At 45.3% G+C, this 20387-nt stretch carries 22 protein-coding genes; 17 read left to right on the top strand and 5 right to left on the bottom strand.

Annotated elements, in window-relative coordinates:
- The first annotated feature begins 1 nt into the window (after window position 1).
- The 7 genes from ACYVRA_RS00150 (at window position 2) to thiD (ending at window position 6843) form a co-directional block, all read left to right on the top strand.
- Complete coding sequence (locus tag ACYVRA_RS00150; RefSeq protein ID WP_461250718.1) at window positions 2–910, top strand: ABC transporter ATP-binding protein; 909 nt, start codon at window positions 2–4, stop codon at window positions 908–910.
- Window positions 911–960: 50 nt separating this feature from the next.
- Window positions 961–1947, top strand: a complete 987-nt coding sequence (gene cysK / locus ACYVRA_RS00145) for a cysteine synthase A (RefSeq protein ID WP_461250717.1) — start codon at window positions 961–963, stop codon at window positions 1945–1947.
- 3 nt (window positions 1948–1950) lie between these two features.
- Window positions 1951–2625, top strand: a complete 675-nt coding sequence (locus tag ACYVRA_RS00140; protein ID WP_461250716.1) for a hypothetical protein — start codon at window positions 1951–1953, stop codon at window positions 2623–2625.
- A 35-nt stretch (window positions 2626–2660) separates the two neighbouring features.
- Window positions 2661–3251 (top strand): hypothetical protein, encoded by a 591-nt coding sequence (locus ACYVRA_RS00135; protein ID WP_461250715.1) that lies wholly within the window; start codon window positions 2661–2663, stop codon window positions 3249–3251.
- 141 nt (window positions 3252–3392) lie between these two features.
- Complete coding sequence (locus ACYVRA_RS00130) at window positions 3393–4682, top strand: O-acetylhomoserine aminocarboxypropyltransferase/cysteine synthase family protein (protein WP_461250714.1); 1290 nt, start codon at window positions 3393–3395, stop codon at window positions 4680–4682.
- Between the two features lie 86 nt (window positions 4683–4768).
- Window positions 4769–5959 carry a trans-sulfuration enzyme family protein gene (locus ACYVRA_RS00125; RefSeq protein ID WP_461250713.1) on the top strand — a complete coding sequence of 397 codons (1191 nt, stop codon included), beginning with the start codon at window positions 4769–4771 and terminating at the stop codon, window positions 5957–5959.
- A gap of 71 nt (window positions 5960–6030) precedes the next feature.
- Window positions 6031–6843, top strand: a complete 813-nt coding sequence (gene thiD / locus ACYVRA_RS00120; RefSeq protein WP_461250712.1) for a bifunctional hydroxymethylpyrimidine kinase/phosphomethylpyrimidine kinase — start codon at window positions 6031–6033, stop codon at window positions 6841–6843.
- 14 nt (window positions 6844–6857) lie between these two features.
- Here thiD and ACYVRA_RS00115 read toward each other — a convergent pair whose 3' ends face one another.
- The gene (locus ACYVRA_RS00115; RefSeq protein ID WP_461250711.1) at window positions 6858–7412 is read right to left on the bottom strand and encodes a 4Fe-4S binding protein; all 555 of its coding nucleotides are present in this window, start codon (window positions 7410–7412) and stop codon (window positions 6858–6860) included.
- A gap of 235 nt (window positions 7413–7647) precedes the next feature.
- Between ACYVRA_RS00115 and ACYVRA_RS00110 the strand changes: the two genes are divergently transcribed.
- The 6 genes from ACYVRA_RS00110 (at window position 7648) to ACYVRA_RS00085 (ending at window position 12774) form a co-directional block, all read left to right on the top strand.
- On the top strand, window positions 7648–8067 hold the full coding sequence (locus tag ACYVRA_RS00110; RefSeq protein WP_461250710.1) for a response regulator: 420 nt from the start codon (window positions 7648–7650) through the stop codon (window positions 8065–8067).
- Window position 8068: 1 nt separating this feature from the next.
- Window positions 8069–8887 (top strand): GGDEF domain-containing protein, encoded by an 819-nt coding sequence (locus ACYVRA_RS00105; RefSeq protein WP_461250709.1) that lies wholly within the window; start codon window positions 8069–8071, stop codon window positions 8885–8887.
- 94 nt (window positions 8888–8981) lie between these two features.
- A complete protein-coding gene (locus ACYVRA_RS00100; protein WP_461250708.1) occupies window positions 8982–9923 on the top strand; it encodes an ABC transporter permease in 942 nt (313 codons plus the stop codon).
- A 10-nt stretch (window positions 9924–9933) separates the two neighbouring features.
- Entirely contained in the window at window positions 9934–10872 is a 939-nt protein-coding gene (locus ACYVRA_RS00095; RefSeq protein ID WP_461250707.1) for an ABC transporter permease, read from the top strand.
- Window positions 10862–11833: an ABC transporter ATP-binding protein gene (locus ACYVRA_RS00090; RefSeq protein WP_461250706.1), complete on the top strand. Its 972-nt coding sequence runs from the start codon at window positions 10862–10864 to the stop codon at window positions 11831–11833. Before ACYVRA_RS00095 ends, ACYVRA_RS00090 begins: the two co-directional genes overlap by 11 nt.
- The gene (locus ACYVRA_RS00085) at window positions 11833–12774 is read left to right on the top strand and encodes an oligopeptide/dipeptide ABC transporter ATP-binding protein (protein WP_461250705.1); all 942 of its coding nucleotides are present in this window, start codon (window positions 11833–11835) and stop codon (window positions 12772–12774) included. The genes ACYVRA_RS00090 and ACYVRA_RS00085 overlap by 1 nt, the downstream gene beginning before the upstream one ends.
- A 7-nt stretch (window positions 12775–12781) precedes the next feature.
- Here ACYVRA_RS00085 and ACYVRA_RS00080 read toward each other — a convergent pair whose 3' ends face one another.
- From ACYVRA_RS00080 to ACYVRA_RS00070, 3 genes are all read right to left on the bottom strand, one after another.
- The gene (locus ACYVRA_RS00080; RefSeq protein WP_461250704.1) at window positions 12782–13348 is read right to left on the bottom strand and encodes a hypothetical protein; all 567 of its coding nucleotides are present in this window, start codon (window positions 13346–13348) and stop codon (window positions 12782–12784) included.
- Between the two features lie 139 nt (window positions 13349–13487).
- Window positions 13488–13790 (bottom strand): hypothetical protein, encoded by a 303-nt coding sequence (locus ACYVRA_RS00075; RefSeq protein WP_461250703.1) that lies wholly within the window; start codon window positions 13788–13790, stop codon window positions 13488–13490.
- Between the two features lie 206 nt (window positions 13791–13996).
- Window positions 13997–15721: a leucine-rich repeat domain-containing protein gene (locus ACYVRA_RS00070; RefSeq protein WP_461250702.1), complete on the bottom strand. Its 1725-nt coding sequence runs from the start codon at window positions 15719–15721 to the stop codon at window positions 13997–13999.
- 182 nt (window positions 15722–15903) lie between these two features.
- Between ACYVRA_RS00070 and ACYVRA_RS00065 the strand changes: the two genes are divergently transcribed.
- From ACYVRA_RS00065 to ACYVRA_RS00050, 4 genes are all read left to right on the top strand, one after another.
- Complete coding sequence (locus ACYVRA_RS00065) at window positions 15904–16221, top strand: helix-turn-helix domain-containing protein (protein ID WP_461250701.1); 318 nt, start codon at window positions 15904–15906, stop codon at window positions 16219–16221.
- A gap of 321 nt (window positions 16222–16542) precedes the next feature.
- Entirely contained in the window at window positions 16543–16794 is a 252-nt protein-coding gene (locus ACYVRA_RS00060) for an AbrB/MazE/SpoVT family DNA-binding domain-containing protein (RefSeq protein WP_461250700.1), read from the top strand.
- The gene (locus ACYVRA_RS00055; protein WP_461250699.1) at window positions 16794–17018 is read left to right on the top strand and encodes a type II toxin-antitoxin system PemK/MazF family toxin; all 225 of its coding nucleotides are present in this window, start codon (window positions 16794–16796) and stop codon (window positions 17016–17018) included. Before ACYVRA_RS00060 ends, ACYVRA_RS00055 begins: the two co-directional genes overlap by 1 nt.
- Before the next feature lie 338 nt (window positions 17019–17356).
- Complete coding sequence (locus ACYVRA_RS00050) at window positions 17357–18958, top strand: ABC transporter substrate-binding protein (RefSeq protein ID WP_461250698.1); 1602 nt, start codon at window positions 17357–17359, stop codon at window positions 18956–18958.
- On the opposite strand, the gene ACYVRA_RS00045 is transcribed toward ACYVRA_RS00050, so the two are convergent.
- Entirely contained in the window at window positions 18955–20343 is a 1389-nt protein-coding gene (locus ACYVRA_RS00045; RefSeq protein ID WP_461250697.1) for an aminopeptidase, read from the bottom strand. The genes ACYVRA_RS00050 and ACYVRA_RS00045 overlap by 4 nt on opposite strands.
- Window positions 20344–20387 lie beyond the last annotated feature (44 nt).

Below are 20387 nucleotides of genomic sequence, written 5' to 3'. Positions count from 1 at the left end.
CATGATACAGGCTAAAAGCATCAGCAAATTTTTCTCGGTGACAAATGAAAAGGGTATCGCCGAAGGGCTTACCGCTGTCCTAAATGTCTCGCTTAACATCCCGGATGGGAAAATTGTGTCGTTACTTGGGCCTTCCGGCTGCGGCAAATCAACCTTTTTAGAAATACTTGCAGGACTTCAGCCGCCTACTGACGGAACAATACATATTGATGGCAAGCTGGTTCTGGAGCCGCTGCCCGCGACCAGAAAGGAACAAATCGATTACAAACGGCGCTACCGTTTTATTTCGCCTCTGGCAAACGGCGTGTTTCGGGATCGGCCAAAACATGATATTGCAATGATATTTCAGGACTATGCGGTATTCCCATGGATGACCAGTCTGCACAATGTAGAGTTCGCGCTCAAACTGCGGAATGCGGGACGCAAGGGGAAGGCAAAACTTAAACGTGCTGAGATAAGCGACAAGGCGCTTTTTTATCTGCAAAAAACTGGGCTTGCGGCTTTCGCGAACAAATACCCGTCACAGCTTTCCGGCGGCATGCGCCAAAGACTTGCACTTGCAAGGGCGCTTTCTGTAGAGCCTTCAATAATATTGATGGACGAACCGTTTGCCGCCGTAGACGCGCTGACAAGGGAAAAGTTGCAGGACGAGCTTTTACGCCTGTTATCTGAACGAAATGCCGATTCGCCGTTGACCGCGATTCTGGTGACGCACGAAGTGCAAGAAGCGGTCTATCTTTCCGATGAAGTGATTATCTTTTCTCCCAGTCCGGGAAGCATAAGAAACCGCATCAGCGTTGACGTGAAACGCCCAAGGGCAAGAACCGATCCTGCGTTACTTGACATTCAGGATCGCATTTTTGCCATGTTTCAGTATGATCTCAATCAGGAATCGGAGTACTCGATTTAAAAGAAAAGAGAAAGAGAAAAGAGTTATATTAGAGAATAATGGGAGATATTATGACGGAACAGAACAATTTAAATGTAAAAATTGAAAGCCGGGGGCATATTTATGACGGCATTATTGAGGCGCGGGGCAATACGCCGTTAGTCAGGCTTTCAAAACTTGGCAGGGAAATTTTGGGCAAAGAATTGCCGGGGACGATACTCGCCAAGATAGAATCGTTTAATCCCATGAACAGCGTTAAGTGCCGTATCGGGGCAGCAATGATCGACGCAGCAGAAAGAGACGGCAAACTTAAAGCGGGCGGCATTGTGATAGAGCCTACATCGGGGAATACAGGCATTGGGCTTGCCTTTGCCTGCGCCGCGAAGGGTTACAAATTGATTCTTACCATGCCCGAAACAATGTCCGTTGAGCGGCGCAAATTGGCGCAGATGCTCGGCGCGGACGTTGTTCTCACTTCGGGCAAAGACGGCATGAAGGGGGCGGTGCGAAAAGCGGAGGAACTTGCCGCGCAGATTCCCGGCAGTTTTGTTCCGTTACAGTTTGAAAACCCCGCCAACCCCGAAGCGCACCGCAGAACCACCGCCGAAGAGATTTGGGTGGATACCAAAGGAGAGGTTGATATTTTTGTCGCGGGCGTAGGCACGGGCGGCACTATTACCGGCGTTGGCGATGTGTTGAAAAAACGAAAGCCCGCCGTTAAAATAATTGCAGTCGAGCCTGACGCGTCTCCAGTGCTTTCAGGCGGCTTTGCCGGTCCTCACCGCATTCAGGGCATTGGGGCGGGCTTTATCCCGAAAGTGCTGAACCGTTCAATCATTGACGAAATTGTCAGGGTGACAAACGAAGACGCGATTATCACCGCCCGCAAAGTCGCCCGCGCCGAGGGCATACTTGTCGGCATTTCGGCGGGAGCCGCCGCATGGGCGGCATTGCGTGTCGCGGAACGGGAAGAAAACAGGGGAAAAAACATTGTCGTTGTCTTTCCCGACTCGGGGGAACGGTATCTTTCTACGCAGCTTTCGGATTTGGAGGGATAGATTATGAATAAACGAAAAGTAATCGTGGCGTTTGCGGCGCTATTGGTTTTTTCCTGCGACAAACTTGATACGATAGGAAATTATTCTATTCGCAGTTTTGGCGAACTGTTAAATAAAGCGCCTCAACTGGCGTCGGCTGACGATATAAACGGGGGATGGTCTTTTGCCGCTCCTGACGGCAGCGCCCGTTTTATCTGGAGCCGTAACTTTGCGGAAAGCCCCCATTTTGACGTGATGTTGGAATTTGACGCCGCTCCATTCTTTGCCGCAGGGCTTGATACCGCATTGCTTCCCGATAATTTTTACTTCAACGGGGAAAGCAATTCTCTTATTGTGGGAACAAAATTGGGGACGGAACGCCTACAGTATGACGGTGAAGCGACGCCGCTTGCCTCATACGAGCAAATAGTAAAACTGAAACGGCAGTCTATCGGCTATCATGGCGCGGCGGATCACTACGGCGTGAGTGTGGGAGATGGCAATATGTTTGAATGGGCAAAAGATTTAACAACCAATGATAAAGATATTGTCTTTGTGCTTAATCCCGAACCGTTTATCACCGCTGGTACAAACCCTGAACGCATAGAAGGCTGGCTGTTTACTAAAGTTACAGTAGATGACGAGAACGACAGGCCGGTACAGGTTGACAAAATACTGAAACCTTTTAACTTATTGTAAACGGTGAACTTATTTTTTTTAAAGGAGGCATTAAAATGAAAAAGAAAACCGCGGTATTTACCGCAGCAATAATTTGTATGGTATTGGCGTTTTCCGCCTGCTTATCAAGGCGGGCGTTGGAAGACGCGCCCATCATTACTTCAGCGACTCATCAACATACCCTGTACAATGGAAAAGGGCAGTCCATCGAAGCAACCGCTTCAAAAAAAGGCGCACCGTCCCCAGTTATTACTTACTTCCGCAGCGAAGAAGACCTCCATGCCGACAGAAACGGCTCGTCTGAGCCGCCTGTCGAAGTTGGCGATTACTATGTACGCATACGTCGGCCTGCAGGAAATGGCTATAAGGCGGGGAATGACATTACGGTGGAATTTCATATTCAAAAAGCTATGGTAACCATAAGCGCCGAAGAAAGACAGGAATTTATTTATGACGGAAAACCTAAATCGATTGTTTTTTCCATAGACCAGAATGTTGAACCGGGCGTTGCGTATTATCGCTCCTCTTCTAATCAGCCTCTTAACGCACCTCCAGTAGAGCGCGGCATTTATTCAGTGATTATTTCCTATAACGGAGACGCTCATCACATGGGCGCGTCAAAAAAAGTGGAACTGGTAATCAAATAGCAAGTCCAAAATTTGCGCGAAAATAAATGAAAATTTTTCTAATTATAGCTTGACATTTTTGAAATATTCTAGTATAGTATTCATATATGTTTAGTAGGAATTAGTAGAATTCCTTAATTACCAACCTATCAGGAGGATATTATGAGTAAGTATCGTTTAGAAACTCTTGCGGTTCACGCAGGACAGGAAAAGCCGGATAGCGCGACCACAGCCCGCGCGGTTCCAATTTACAGAACTACGGCTTATGTTTTTAAAAGCACGGAACATGCGGCAAACTTGTTCGGTTTGCGGGAACTTGGGAATATTTATTCCCGTCTCACAAACCCGACCAACGAAATTCTGGAAAACAGAGTAACCGCTTTGGAAGGAGGAGCCGCATCCGTCGCCATAGCCAGCGGAACTTCGGCTATCTTCTACGCAATAATCACCCTCGCCCAGGCAGGTGATGAAATTGTGAGCGCCACAAACCTTTACGGCGGCAGTTACACAATGTTCGACGCCATATTGCCCGCGCTCGGCATAAAGGTGAAATTCGTAGATCAGAGCAAGCCTGAAAATTTTGAAAAGGCGATCACGCCTAAGACTAAGGCGTTGTTTGTGGAGACCATCGGCAATCCGGTTCTTGATGTTGTGGATTTCAAAGCCATTGCGGACATAGCCCACAAAAACGGAGTGCCTTTAATTGTGGATTCCACTTTCACAACTCCGTACCTTTTCAAAGCCATTGAACACGGCGCGGACATCGTTGTCAATTCTCTGACAAAATGGCTTGGCGGTCATGGCACAAATATTGGCGGCATAATTACCGATGCTGGAAAGTTTGACTGGAAAGCCGGCAAACATCCGCTTTTCACCGAACCGGACCCCAATTACCACGGCTTGCATTGGGCGATTGACTTGCCCGACGCGCTAAAACCAATAGCTTTCGCGCTTCGCGTCCGCACCGTTCCATTACGCAATTTAGGCGCCGCCCTTTCGCCGGACAACGCATGGCAGTTCCTGCAAGGCATTGAAACCTTGCACCTGCGTGTTGAGCGCCATGTGGAAAACACTTTGAAAGTCGCAGAGTGGCTGAAAAAGAATCCCAAAGTAGCATGGGTTCGCTATCCTGGGCTTCCCGGCGACCCGACTCACGCGCTTGCGAAAAAGTATTTTAAAAATGGCTTTGGCGGCGTAGTCGTATTCGGCTTAAAGAGCGGCTATGACGGAGCCATCAAGTTTATAAATAACCTGCCTCTGTTCTCACTGCTTGCCAACGTGGGAGACGCCAAGAGTTTGGTTATACATCCCGCAAGCACGACACATTCACAACTCAGTCCTGAACAGCAAAAAGAAGGCGGCCTTTCACCTGATTTGATCCGCCTGTCCATTGGCATTGAGCATATCGACGACATTATAGAAGCGTTGGAAGAAGGAATTAACAAGTCATAAATAATCAACTGCAGGGGTTGAAAATTTTCAGCCCCTGCATTGTTCTATAATACTAAAGTATCCGGTGTGGGAAGGAACATATACAGATGGTTGTCAAAAATATTGACGCGAATTTCGGCTTTGCCACTCGCGCCATCCACGGCGGCAATGAGGTTGACGGTGAGACTGGCGCTATCCGCCGCCCAATCACAATGGCGAACAGTTATGAACTGCCTTACGATCCTTCGGATATAAACTGGAGCAGCGCCGAGGGCAGTATTTATACCCGCAACGGCGGAGTAAACCAACGGTACTTGCAGGAAAAACTTGCCCTGCTCCACGACGCGCCCGATTGCGTTGTTCTGGCGTCAGGAGTGGCGGCGCTTTCCGGCGTGTTTTTCGCCTTCCTAAAGTCGGGCGATCACGTCGTCGTATCCGATTCAACCTACATCGCCGCTTACCGCTTGCTGCATGAATTACTGCCGGAAAAATATAATGTCCAGTCCACTTTGGTTGATTCCTCCGATTTGGAAAAAGTAAAGGCTGCTATAAAACCGAATACAAAGTTAATCCACATAGAAACGCCTTCCAATCCCACGTTGAAAATCAGCGACATTGAAGCCATTGCAAATATTACCCATGAAAACGGAGCTATGCTTTCCGTGGACAACACGTTTGCGTCGCCTTACAATCAACGCCCTCTTGCTCTTGGAGCCGATCTTGTAATAGAAAGCCTGACAAAATATATCAATGGCCACGGCGACGCAATGGGCGGCGCGGTGCTGGGCGCGAAATCTTTGATTGATAAAATCCGCGCACAAGCAATGGTGAACCTTGGCGGGGCAATCAGTCCGTTTAACGCATGGCTGATTATGCGCGGTGCGGTAACGCTGCCCCTAAGAATGAAACAACACAACAACAGCGCGTCTGCCGTAGCGCAATTTTTGGAGAAACAGCCTGCTGTCCGTTTTGTGTCATATCCCGGACTGGAAACGCACAAAGGGCATGTCATTGCCAAACGGCAAATGCCTGGCGGTTTCGGCGGGATTATGGCTTTCGGACTCAATGCCGATCATGACGGTCATAACCGTTTTGTAAGCAAATTGCGTGTAATTACAAACGCTGTTTCTCTCGGCCATGACGAAAGCCTGATCGTGTTCCTCGGAGAAAACGACGAGCGGCAGTATCTTTATGCCGATGAGTTCCACGGAGGGTTTTTTCGGTTTAGCGTTGGGCTTGAGGATACGGACGACTTGATAAGAGATATTGAACAAGCGTTGAAAACGGCAGGTATATAAATTCAAATTGTACCCAGCATCACATTTCACGAATATTTAATTGGAATTAAAATTTACAGGAGAATACAATTATGGTTAAAATTGCGACTATTGCCGGATCGGACGCTTCCGGGGGCGCAGGACTTGAGGCGGATTTAAAGACGTTTGAAGAATACGGTCTTTATGGAATGACGGCGATAACCCTTATCGCAACTATGGATCCCGATAATAATTGGGCGCATGGCGTGTTTCCGGTTGATGAAAAAACTCTAAAGGCTCAACTGGAAACGGTATTTAAGGGCGTTGGGCTTACAGCGGTAAAATCGGGTATGCTTGGAACTTTTTACGCTGTGGAATTGACCCGTGAATATATAAGCAATTATAAAATTAAAAACTATGTACTTGATCCGGTAATGGTTTGCAAAGGGAACGATGAGGCGTTAAATCCTGAATTGAATCAGTCTATAACTGAAAAATTACTTCCATTGGCAAATGTTGTTACGCCGAATTTATTTGAGGCGGGGCAGCTTTCCGGCATAAAGGAAATTTCATATGTTGAACAAATGAAAGAAGCGGCAAAAATAATTGTAGAAAAGGGAACCGCAAATGTATTTATTAAAGGCGGTTCAAAATTGCCTAACGCGACAGAAGCCGTTGATCTTTTGTATGACGGGAAAAATTTTGAAATAATAAAAGATCGCCTTATAAATACAAATTGGGTACATGGAGCCGGTTGTACCGTATCAGCGGCAATTGCTTCCGGTTTAGCTCGCGGTCTTTCGGTTTATGACGCGGTTGTTTTGGCAAAGAAATTTATTACCTTGAGCCTTAACGGAAGTTTTGCACTTAATAAATGGGTCGGACCTGGAAATCCAACAGATTGGAGGAATAATAATTTGTTTTAATAAACAGATTAAAATTACTGAATCTTATTTATAGGTATTGCCTTGCCCTTATATTGAATATCGCGTATTTTCCCTGTAGTAGTACCCATTGGGCAAATGGTACACCACATTCGTGGCGTAAAAAGAATCCCGCAAATCACTCCTATCGCCGTGGCTGTTTCCATAAAAACCAGAATTGTATAACCTATCCTGTCAATATCTAATGTCGGGACAATCCATATCATCAGCCCGATAAATGAGCCCATCATCAATGCCCATAGAAAAAATTTAAACCCTTTTTTATGCATTATTGAAGGGCGTTTCAGCGCGAAAAAAGCAAACGGTCGCGTAACTAATCCAAGAAATGAACCGCGCGGACAAATCCTCGCGCAACTCATTTTTCCATATCCAGCTAGAGCGATAATGATAGGCGTAAACATGCAAACTAAGCCATAAAGGCCAAAAGGATGCCAAAAATTGGCAATCGTCATCCATGCTATGGTGATTATCCACGACCAACTCTGCCATGAAACAGGCCAAATCTTGCCATTTACTACTGTTGATTTAATTTTACGCGCTAAAACTGCCATATAAACACTCTCCTAATAATCTTACTAAACATATATGATTACAGTATATTGTAACAAAAAGAAAACCGCCAGTCAATAAGGAAATAAGCAATTTTCCATAAATGACTTTTTTTTATAAATATGCTTGACATATATTCTTAAAGTACTTATAATTTAATACATAGTATACACATAGGTATTATGTGCATACTACCAGCCATCTCTATTACAGAGTGGTTAATTTAGGAGTCGTAAAATGATTATAGACATTAATCCGCGTAGAAAAATTCTCTTGGTTGATGATGATGAGATACATCTTACCATTACTGAAGTATCATTGAAAGATGAATATGACATTTTTATGGTAAAGTCAGGAGCGGAAGCGCTGGAATTTTTAGGTAAAAGCGGAATCATTCCTGATGTAATACTGCTTGATATTTTAATGCCCGAGATGGACGGCTGGGTAGTATTCGACAGAATTGGCGATATTGCGGCTTTAAAATTTACTCCAATAATGTTTTATACGTCATTAGATGAGGATAGCGCGAAAGAAAGGGCGTATGAGCTTGGAGCGTTTGATTACATTACTAAACCTTGTGAGCAATCGGTTTTATTATATAAAATAAAAAACACAATACGGAAAGTTGAATTACAAAAATGGACTTACAATATATAAAATGAAGAAGACTGAAGAATATCTGGAACATATCTTAAAACTGCTTAGGGACAACAATGTTCCCGATCTTCCCGATGAATACGCGGAAGATCCGTTAATTGTTCAGATTCATGAAGAATTAAAAAAAATAATTCATAAAAAAGGGGAAACCCTCGCGGTTATAAATGATAAGCTTCGCAAAGAAGTTGAGCATGTGGAAATTCTTAAAGAAAGCAACGCTCATTTTAAATTTCTGGCAAGCCATGATCCCCTAACAGGCATTCTTAACCGCCGGGCATTTATTGAGATGGCGGAAATTGAACTTGCCACCGCGGCATATCTTCATGTTCCATGCTGCCTTGCCATGATGGACATAGATCATTTTAAAAGTTTTAACGATACTTACGGGCATTTGGCAGGAGATGAAGCTCTGCGTCACGCGGTCAAGATTGTTGAGGCTAAATTGCGAAAAAAAGACTTCATGGGCAGGTACGGCGGTGAAGAATTTATCTTTTTCTTTTACGATACTGATAAAGAAACGGGACTAGTAGTATTGGAACGGCTTCGCGCGTATCTGTCTGAATCGCCCGTTTCCCTGGTAAAGGGGCCTGTAGAAATTCACGCGAGTTTTGGCATTACAGAGATTGAAGCGGGAAAGTCGCTGGAAAACGGGTATATACAAAAACTGATCCATGATGCGGATATGGCGCTTTATGCCGCCAAATTAGCGGGACGAAACAGGGTAGTGCTTTTCAGCCCTGAAACGGAATTAAATCGCAATTCCGACGCTCAGATTTTTCAAGAAAAAACAGAAAATGTCAAAGAAGAGAAAGCATCGTAAAAACTAATCGCAATGCCGGAAAACGCTTACATTTTTTGTCTTTTTAAGGTATAGTTTTTGCAGGTTAAAAGTGCATTTCGCAATTCGGTATTTTTTGAAACGGCTCCTCTTTCTTATACCGGTACTTCTTGCGGTATCGGTAGTGATATTTTTTCTTATCCGCCTAACGCCTTCTGATCCAATCGGCTCTATTACAAGCGGACGGAGAATCAACGATGAAACGCGGGCTTCTCTGACAGCCCAGTACCATTTGGACAAAAGCCTTCCACAGCAATACGTTATTTGGATCAGTAACGCGGTAAGGGGAAACCTAGGGGACAGTTTCAGGCACCGTCAGCCTGTAGGCGCCCTCCTTTCTGCAAGGCTTCCGGTTACGATTCAACTTGTTTTGATGAGCGCCCTATTCGCTATTCTTCTGGCAGTACCCGCGGGCGTTATAAGCGCCGTAAAAAGGCATACCGCCGTTGACCGCGTTATTTCGGCTTTTATGATCTTTTGCGTGTCTTCGCCTGTTTTTCTTAACGCTATTTTATTAATGTTGATCTTTGTTTTTAAACTCAGATGGTTTCCGGCGTTTGGAGCCGGACGCGGTTTTACGGAAAATCTGTATTATTTATGCCTTCCCGCTTTTGCCCTAAGCCTTAATATGGTCGCCCTAATAGGCAGAATAATCCGTGACCGCATGATTGTGGAATTTAAATCCAATTACGCGCTTGCCCTATCCGCCAAAGGAACGCCTTTTCGCCGTATCGTGATGACCCATTGTTTTAAAAATACTTTGATCCCTGTTATCACAGTCGGCGGGGTGCAAATTGGCGCTATGGTTATTGGAGCGGTACTGGTGGAAAATGTTTTCGCCCTTGGCGGAATAGGCGCTTTGTTAATTGAGGGTATTCAAGCGTCTGATTATCCGGTAGTGCAGAGTATAATGCTGTTTCTAGTTGCTCTGTTTCTAGTTCTTAATTTGATAGTGGATATGGTCTACTTTATCATTGATCCCAGAATACGGGCTTCAGGAAATACCGGGAAAACATGAGGGGCGGGTTATGAACAAACATATATCTTTGCTCCCCAGAAAATTTTTCTCCAATAGCGGAAAAAAAACAGAGGGAACTTTTTTTACGCTGCCATTTTTAGTTTCAGGGATTCTACTTTTCCTTATTATTTTTTGTTGCATACTTGCCCCGATTTTAGCGCCTTACGGCGAGTCCGAACAGGATTTGACCGCTTCACTTGCGCCGCCGTCTGCTAAACATTTGTTGGGTGCGGATAAAATGGGCAGGGATCTTTTTTCACGGCTTTTATTCGGCGGCAGGGTTACGCTGATTTCCGCTTTGGGGGTGGTAATTCTTTCAGTCGTCATAGGCGCGCCGCTGGGGCTATTCTCGGGATTTTATGGCGGTAAATTTGATTCCGTCGTGTGCCGTTGTTGTGATGTGCTGCTGTCATTCCCCTCATTGCTCCTTGCATTCCTCTTTGTTACCGCTATGGGGCGCGGCATTACAAGCGCGGTGGCGGCGCTGGGAATTATCTATGTGCCGATGATTACCCGCCTGATCAGATCGCTCACTTTAGTTGAAAAAAATAAAACCTATGTGGAGGCCGCGGAGTCGATTGGCTTTTCACGACCGTACATTTTGTTCCGCCATATTTTACCTAACTGCGTTTATACCATGCTGGTACAGCTTACCCTTGATCTTGCTTATGCGATTCTCGATCTTGCCGCGTTAAGTTTTATCGGTCTTGGGGTAAGCCCCCCCACCGCCGACTGGGGAGCCATGTTGCAGGAGGGCAGAAATTTCCTGCTCATTAGCCCGCTCCTTGCCCTCGCTCCCGGAGCCGCCATTGTCATTACTGTAATAAGCCTGAATATTTTCAGCGACTGCATAACACAGTATCTCGATCCACAGGGGAGGGTTCTTCCTTCTTTTGAGAAAATTGAAAAACGCAGAGGCGTCATAGGGAGTGAAGTTAATGGAAACTGATTGCCTCTCCATAGAGAACCTTTCCTGCGATTTCCTTACCATTGAAGGGATCGTGTACGCTTTAAGCGGAGTGAATTTGCAATTAAAGCGCGGAGAAATTCACGGCCTTGTCGGGGAGTCAGGCTGTGGGAAAAGCGTAACATCCCGCGCTATTCTTGGACTTGTTGATAAAAAGCATACCCGCATGAGAGGGGTTATCCGCTTTAACGGAAAAAATCTTTTAACTTTATCGGAAAGGGAAATGCGTTCTATCAGGGGAAAACGTATTTCTATGATTTTCCAAGACCCGCTCAATTCACTTTCGCCGCTGGAGACTGTTGGCAGCCAGATTGAGGAAGCCATGACGAATCATTTGGATTTAGATCGCGCGGAACTGCGCCGGCGTACCGCTGAGCTTTTGGAAAAAGTGGGTCTTCACCCTGATACTGCAAAACAGTATCCCTTTGAACTTTCCGGCGGAATGCAGCAGCGGGTAATGATCGCTCAGGCAATAAGCTGTAACCCTGAACTGCTAATCGCCGACGAGCCTACTACCGCACTTGACCTTACAATTCAGGCGCAAGTGCTGGCTATTCTTAAAAGTTTGCAAAAAGAACTTTCTCTTACGGTGTTGCTTATTACGCATAACTTCGCCTTGGTTACTGAAAACTGCGATAGGGCGTCGGTAATGTACGCCGGACGCATTGTCGAGACCGCTCCGGCAAGAAGCCTTATTAAATCCGCCGCCCATCCTTACACTCACGCGTTGATCAACTGTATACCACGAGCAAATACCGCCGGAAAACAAAAAACAAAACTTCCGGTAATTTCCGGTTCTCCTCCAAGACTCTACGCTCCCCTCAAGGGTTGTCCTTTTGTCCCACGCTGCCTTGATTCCGATAAAGCCTGCGTTGTAATGCCTGCGGCCACGGATATTGGCGAAGGAAGATTGGTGTGCTGTCACCACTTGGGAGACATATAATGTTAGAAATCATCAATTTAAAAAAACATTTTGCGTTGAGCAACGGACGGCGGATTCGGGCGGTAGACGGGGTATCTTTTCAGGTGCGGAAAAATGAAATATTGGGGATTGTCGGAGAATCCGGCTGCGGCAAGTCTACGCTGGGCCGGCTTATTCTGCGTTTGATTGAACCGGATTCAGGACAGGTGTATTTCGGCGGCGAGGAAATAACCGGCATCAACCGGAGCGCTTTACGCCCAAAACGCAGAGCGATGCAGATGGTTTTTCAGAATCCTTTTTCTTCTTTTAATCCTAAGATTCGCATTGGCGACGCTCTTATGGAAGTATGCTTTTATTACGGCATGAATTATCTTGATAGCAGTGAAAAAATAAACCGATTGTTACGCGACATTGGCCTTTCAGGCGACATGCTTAACCGCTGGCCGCGCGAGCTTTCAGGCGGGCAGCTTCAACGCCTTGCCATCGCGAGGGCTATCATCGGAGAACCTTCCCTGCTAATTGCCGATGAACCCCTGTCCGCCCTTGACGTGTCAGTTCAAGCCCAGCTTCTCAATCTGCTTGATGATCTTCGCGCAAGCCGTTCAATGGCGATGATTTTTATTTCCCACGACATGACCGTTGTAGAGTACTTCTGCGATAGGGTAGCGGTAATGTATCTGGGCAAAATAATGGAGCTTGTTTCCGCCTCTGAATTGTCACATAATGCCCTTCATCCCTATACCCTATCCCTCAGGGCAAGCGCCCCACGGCTTGATGTTTTTAAGGATTCTTCCGAAGAAAAGACTACGCCCGTTTACGGGGAAACACCGAACCCGCAGGCTGTTATTAATGGCTGTCCTTTTGCCCCGCGCTGTCCGCAAGCGAGACCTCAATGCGCTGAAGTCTTGCCTGAACTTCGTGAAGTCTCACCTGAACACTGGGTACGCTGCAATCCGGCGTAGCCAGTGCTTATTTCTTTCTAGCGCTATTCAAGTTGTCACGCAATTCAGCTAATTCATCTTTAGACAGGCTGCTTTTAAATTCCTTACGCCAGTCTTCGGTAAAAGCAATATTATTTTCGTTTTTCTTTAACATCTCTTGCCCTTCCTGCCGCGACAGTAATTCCAAAATGACAAAGGCGTTTGAATACGGTATAGGATTTGGCGTCCAATTAAGTTTTATGTAATAGGCATTATTCGCTTTTACATCAAGTTTCAAACTGCTCCAGTTGAATCTGTTCGCCATAAAATAATGAGTGCCGGGTTTTGCCTTATAGGCGACATTTCTATATAATCCCCCATATATTTTTCCAATTGGATTTTCTCCGTCCCAAATAACTATGTCGCCAGCGCCGCTCGACACAGGCGGCTGAATAAAATAGATAACCGCGCTGGAAGCGTCAGGGGCCAATTTTGATTCTTCCGCCCCTTGTGGCATGGAGTTGCACGCCGTCATAAAGAATCCAATTAACGCTGTAATGGCGATAATTGCCAAAATGCTTCGCAATTTTAGCAAATTTGATTTCATGTTGTTCATAAAATACTCCTTTGCGGCTTTACCGCCGTTTATTTTTATAGATCCTGCTGATCGCTTAAAGCGATTATGTTTCCTATTTTACCACTTCCTCTTCCCGGTTTCAATGAAAAAACAATAGTTGCTACAATTGCGTGTCTCTCTACCTTCCACCGAATTGTTTCAGTATGCCAAACAAGCCTTGAAACCCGCCTCCGCCTAACGCGGCGCCAATAACCTTGTTGACTGCGAAGTAGGACAAAAGGCTGAGAACCAGGCCGACAGCCAAAAGAATCAGCATTGCCCGAGCGAAATTTCGCCTGTTGAGGTTTTCACAGCCGCCGCACGCCCAAATAATATAGACGACCAGGCCGACAACCGGAATGCACATAATGATGGATGCGATCACAAAGTCGATAGTTCTCATAACCGAGGAAGACCCCCCCTTTGTAATTTTAGCGCTCATAAATCCTCCTTTAAAATAGGTGACAGTCACATTTTTTTTAACCACGGAGGACACGGAGTTACACGGAGTTTTTGTACGAAAATCTTCTTTCCTCCGTGTAACTCCTAGCTGTCCAACGGACAACAGTACTCCGTGGTTATTTCTTACTTCTCGGACACTTCCTTACTTGCGGTTTTCTCAAACCACTACCAAGTATCTGCTTCTTCCTACTGTTTTGTCCACGCAGTGCCGCTTCTCGTATACGTCCCTACACCCCCGCTATTGTACTGATTCTGCAAATTTGTCGTGTTAGCAGAGTTAATAAATGCAAGACTGCCAAAAATAAGACCTGCTTTTCCAAATGTTACACTCGCAAGACTGGTACAACCGTTAAAAGCGGAGCTTCCAATGTCATTAACGCTGCTTCCTATGGTTACGCTGGCAAGGCTGGTGCAACCGTAAAAAGCGTAATTCCCAATGCTGGTAACGCTATTCGGTATGATTACGCTGGTAAGGCTGGTGCAACCGTTAAAAGCGTAATTCCCAATGCTGGAAACTTTACTGGTGGAGGCAAAGGTTACGCTCTCAAGACCGGTACAACCACTGAAAGCGTTAGTCCCAATGGCGGTAACGCCGGTTCCTATGGTTACGTTGTTAAGGAGGGTGCAACCCTGAAAAGCATAATTCCCAATGCTGGGAACGCCGCTTCCTATGGTTACGCTGGTAAGGCCCTTGCAATTTTGAAAAGCCTCATTTCCAATGCTGCCGCTTTGAATGGTTACGCTGGTAAGGAGGTTGCAATCGCTAAAAGCGTCCACACCAATACTGGTAACACTGCTGGGTATGGTTACTTGTTTAAGGTTGGTACCGTTAAAACCGTATTGCTCAATAGTGATAATGCTGTTTGGTAAGATTACGCCGACAAGCGTGAGACATCTGTTAGATGCAGAATATGCTCCAAAAGCGGCATTCACAATACTGGTAAAAGTACTGCCGGAAAGGTCAAGGATGACGTATTTTGTGGGGTTGTCTCTCAGCGCTCTTCCAACGCTTCCAGTAGCGGTGGCATTGCCGCCGAGATTGGCCACGTTCAACTTAACGGTATATGGCGTGTCGATGGTATTGTCTGGTTGCGCTGCTAACCATGTTTTCATGGCGTCAATGCTGTTAAAGGTTGTATTGTTGTTGTTGCTTCCGCCTGTAAAATTTGCCGTAACGGTTACCGCACTTGCAGGCATGGTAAATGTGGTGCTTGCGCTGGTTGCGCTTGCCAATGTTGTGTTGCCTGAATTGACTGTCCAGTATGAGAATGTCTGCCCCGAGGGCACTATTGCGCTAATGCTTACGGTTGCGCCTGCCGCATAACTGCCGCTTCCTCTTCCGCCATTGACGGTTACGGTGTAGGTTGTTGTGTTGTTATTGCCGCCACTTGTAAAGTTTGCTGTAACCATTACCGCACTTGCAGGCATGGTGAATGTGGTGCTTGCGCTGCTTGCGTTTGCCAATGTTGTGTTGCCTGAATTGACTGTCCAGTATGAGAATGTCTGCCCCGAGGGCACTATTGCGGTAATGCTTACGGTTGCGCCTGCCGCATAACTGCCGCTTCCGCTTCCGCCATTGACGGTTACGGTGTAGGTTGTTGTGTTGTTATTGCCGCCACTTGTAAAGTTTGCTGTAACCATTACCGCACTTGCAGGCATGGTGAATGTGGTGCTTGCGCTGCTTGCGTTTGCCAATGTTGTGTTGCCTGAATTGACCGTCCAGCTTGTAAATGTTTGCCCCGATGACGCTGTTGCGCTAATGCTTACGGTTGCGCCTGCCGCATAACTGCCGCTTCCGCTTCCGCTGATGACGGTTACGGGGTAGGTGATGTCGCCTAAAACGCAAGCCGCCATTGAAAACCCGATTACCGCGATAAGGGCGATTACGAACAGTTTCATTGCTTTTTTCATAGAAAACTCCTTTTGCGCTTAATGTCCGCTCGACATTTTACAGCCCCAAAAGGGCGGTATATGCGGAAAAAAGATATATTTTTCTTATATTCCACATAGAAATAGTTTATATATCTACTAGATTTTTGTCTATAGCGACTTTTCTTTTTTATTGTATAAAGGTGGTTTTAGGGGTATGATACATGGATGGAAAGGCTGTAAAAGCCGTTTTAGGGGAAAATATCAAATTTTTCCGCTTGCGGAAGGGATTAACCCAAGCGGTTTTAGCCGAAAAAGCGAATATTTCGGTCATTTTCCTAAGTAGCATTGAACGTGGAACCAAATACCCTAAAGCTGAAACAGTGGCAAAATTAGCAAAAGTTCTTGAGATTGAGGTTTTTGAACTCTTTATAAGGAAAGAAGTACCTGCCCACCAAACAATGCTTAACCACTTATCTGATGATATTAAAAATAACGTAATAAATTTATTGGATAACATTTTCAAGCAATATTCAGGCTAATTTGGGTAAAATGGGGACTGTCCCAAGAAGAATTTTAAAACCACAGAGGACACGGAGAACACAGAGTTTTTGTACGAAAATCTTTTCTTCCTCCGTGTACTCTGTGTACTCCGTGGTTATTTTCTTACTTCTTGGACAGCCCCATGTTGCCTTCCTATCAAGGACATGCACCAGTAACAGAGTAGTACATGCAGGGCAGACTGCGTGTAGAGGATAGGGGGAGAAGTTTCAAAAAGCCGTGAAAAATGGTATAATGGCGATGGGAAATATCGGTTTCCCTATCATTAAACTTTGAGGCGCAAGCCCGCAAGAGAGGTTTATATGTTGGCGACAATTCAAAAATTGGAAAACGCTCAGGCAGTTTGCTTGCCAGAAATTTTTCTAAAGGAATTATTTCTGCAAGAAAATGACCAAATTGACATAACGGCGAAAAACGGTTCTATAGTCATTAGAAAAGCGACACGGAAACGCCGTGCGATAAAAAGCCTTGCGGAACGTTTTGAAGGGTATACAGGCGATTATCAGTGTACCGAGGCTGATACTGGAAAACCTGTTGGTCTGGAGGTTTGGTAATGGCGTATCAGCCAAAGCAAGGCGACATCATTGTTATTGATTTTGATCCGCAAGCAGGGCACGAACAAAAAGGAAGGCGTCCTTGTGTAGTTGTGAGCAATAATCAATTTTATGTGCGGACTAAACTGGCGATGGTTTGTCCAATAACGAATACAATAAGCAATTTCCCAATGCACATTTTGTTGGATGACAGAACAAAAACAACTGGTGAAATCATGTGCTAACAGGTAAAATGTTTGGATATAAATGCCAGAAATCCATCATACAAAGAATCCCTTACCGATGATTTACTTGACGAAGTAATAGATTTAATTTGCTCATTTGTTGAATAAATACTCCGAAGAAAATTTTTACATTACTCTGCCAAAAAAACATACGACGTATTGACACCTTTTTGGCATTTTATGGCTCATACGGATTATATTAACACAAAAGGGAAAGGCGACAAGCGAGGGATTTATACCTTTTGAATGCCGTTGTCGGTTCTGGGCGGCATATTGATCTTTTTTTAAAAATAAACTAATATGATTTTTAATAACAATCAAATTTAGGAGGTGTTATAATGAAGAAATTGTTTTTTATCGTCATAACGTTGTTGGTCATTGCCAGCTTGAGTTTTACCGGATGTTCCAAATCAAAATCCAAGGGCGTTACTTTTACCGTGGCTCTGAGCGAAGACATCAGGGCGGTGGACGCGGGAGTGGCATGGAACTATGTTACCAATCAGGTTACAAATCAGATCACCGAAGGGCTGGTAACTTTTGACGCCAATAACAATATTATTCCGGAACTGGCGAAAAGCTGGAGCCAGCCTGACGAATTAACATACGTCTACAATGTCAGGGATGATATTGTTTTTTCTGACGGAAGCAAAATGACAATGGATGACGTGTTATTTTCTTTTGAAAGATCAAAAGACCCCGATGGCGGAACTTACTTTTCCGATTTCTTTAACGATGTTGAGAATTTTTCCGTTGACGGCTGGCAGTTCACTATTAAGCTTAGCCAGCCTTCGGCGGTGTTCAAGTATGTTCCGGCAATCGGCGCGGGACGGATAATCAGCAAAGCTTATTACCAGAAGCACGCCAATGATTTTGGAACTGCGGCTGGAGGCATTGTCGCGACAGGTCCCTTTGTTTACGAGAAATGGATCAGCGGGCAGGAAATAGTATTAAAGAAAAATAAAAACTACTGGAACAAGGAAAAATTAGCTGCCAATATTATTGACACTCTGATTTTCAAAATTATTCCGGAGGACACCACGAGGGTAATCGCGCTCCAGAGCGGAAACGCTGATTTCTGCGCCAACCTGCCGCAGGATATGTTGGACAAGCTAAGCGCGGACCAGAATCTTAACTTTACAAGCGTGGACTCCTTCAGCCTTACATACGTGGCGTTTAATACGCAGCGGGCGCCAATGAACGATATAAATGTACGCAAAGCAATTTCACGGGCAATGGACATTTCTGAATTCCAAAAACGCATTATTAAAAACGCGGGAAAAGCGGGAACAATTCTGCCTTTCGGCCAGGCGCTTTACGGCGATAACGCCGCCAAATGGCAGCAGTATTTAAATAATACTCAAGGCTACACTTACGATTTAGCCGCCGCGAAACAGCATCTTGCCAAGTCAGCGTATCCAAATGGTTTTACATGCGATCTTATTGTAAGCGAAAATTCTCTTGCCAATCAGAGGGCGCTGTACATTCAAGAGTCTCTAAAAGCGCTTAACATCACCGTAAATATTAAGAAGATGTCAGGCGACGAGCAGGACACCTACCAAATGGGCGGCGTTCTGGACGCCAACGGCAAACGTGATTACGATATGCTCATCGGCGGATGGGAAGCGGATTATCCCGATCTTAACGGCAATATTGAAATCATGTTCGCGGAAAGCCAGGCCGGTGAAGACGGATACAACGCGGCTGCTTACATCAATCCTGTTGTTGACGCGATGATCGAAGCCCAGAGAACTACTGTGGATTCCGCCAAGCGTTTTGATATTCAGTCAAAGATGATGGATATTATTGTAAACGACGTTCCCTATATCGTATTTGATTACACCTCACGGCAGAGCGTCTTAAACAAAAAATATACCGGGCTTGCCGTTTCTCCATCGTGGCTGTGGGTGCTTCCCGTACAGAACGTCCGCGCCGTTAATTAATTTCTTTTAAAGAAAGCCGTAAAAGCCCGATGCGCCATATATATGTCGGCTTTTGCGGCTCCCTCAAACGGAGAGTGCATTGAAAGGAGCGGTACGCCGAGATCAACAGCGGGAATGTCAAGGTTTGCGAAAAACCGCGATAAAGTCCCGCTGTATCCGGCATCAACCTTTCCACCTTCTCCCGTTTGCCAGATTATATCAGCTTCATCTAAAATTTTAATAAGCGCCGCAACAGTTTGGGCATCAGCGTCGTTTGTGTTTTCTTTCCCCTTTTCGCCCCAATAGCGGAAAAGCACAACGCCATGATTTAGCCTTGCCTCTCCATACTCGTCAAAAACTTCTTTATAAAGAGGATACCAGCAGGTATTAACATCAGCGGAAACGCAAAACGAATTTGAAAAAACTTCGCTCCCGGACTCTCCCGCGGCCTCAACAAGTTCATTGATAAAGTTGGGGAAAAAAGACGACTTCATTCCGCTAATCCCAAAAGAGCCGGTTTCTTCTTTGTCGGCGAGAACCAGACACGATGTATATTCAGGCTCATTTACGGAAAGGAACGCGGTAAGAGCGGGGTAAGCGCAGGCCTTATCGTCCTGGCCATAGGCGCCTACCATGCTCCTGTCAAGCCCAATATCCGAAGCGGGAAATGCCGGAACTGCGGAAATCTCCGCCGACACAAAATCTTTTTCGGTAATACCGTATTTTTCATACAGGAGCTTGAGTATATTGAGTTTCACCGCTCCCGCTCCGCTTTCGCCCGGCGCTGAATTGAGTCCCGCGAGAATATCAAGGCTTTCCGCCACAACCGCGTCTTTTACTGTTTTCTTCATCTGTTCTTCCCCAAGATGAGGAAGAAGATCCGCAATAAAGAAACGCGGATCATCACGCTCTTCGCCGATTTTTATGTTAAGCTCCTGTCCGTCTTTAAGGATAAAAAAACCGTGAATAGCAAGGGGAATGCCAGTCCACTGATAAGGTTTAATGTCACCATAATAATGGGTGTCAAAAAAAGCTAAACGTGAGTCTTCATAGAGCGGCTGCATTTTTAGATCAAGGCGAGGGGAGTCTACATGGGAAGCGATAATAGAAATGCCCTGAGAAAAACTTTTTTTGCCGATGGTACAAAAAACAGCGGCTTTTCCACGGCGGCTAAGATAGAATTTATCGCCGCTTTTTATTTTCATTCCTTTTTTCCAGGGAATAAAACCTTCTTTCTCGGCCAAGGTTATGGCGGCGCTTACCGTTTCCCTTTCAGTTTTCGCGGCATTAAGAAAAGAGATATAAGCCTTGCAATACTCATCAGCCGCTTTAATTTCTTCTACTCTCATAAAAACAGAAGCGTCCTTACGTGGAAAAAGAAGTTTATTTTTTATGCCAGAATCCATATAGTTTTCCTTATCAATGATTATAACAAAAATATTCCTAAAAG

The organism is Treponema sp. R8-4-B8, assembly GCF_054786175.1.
This window is presented reverse-complemented; position numbering and strand designations above follow the sequence as displayed.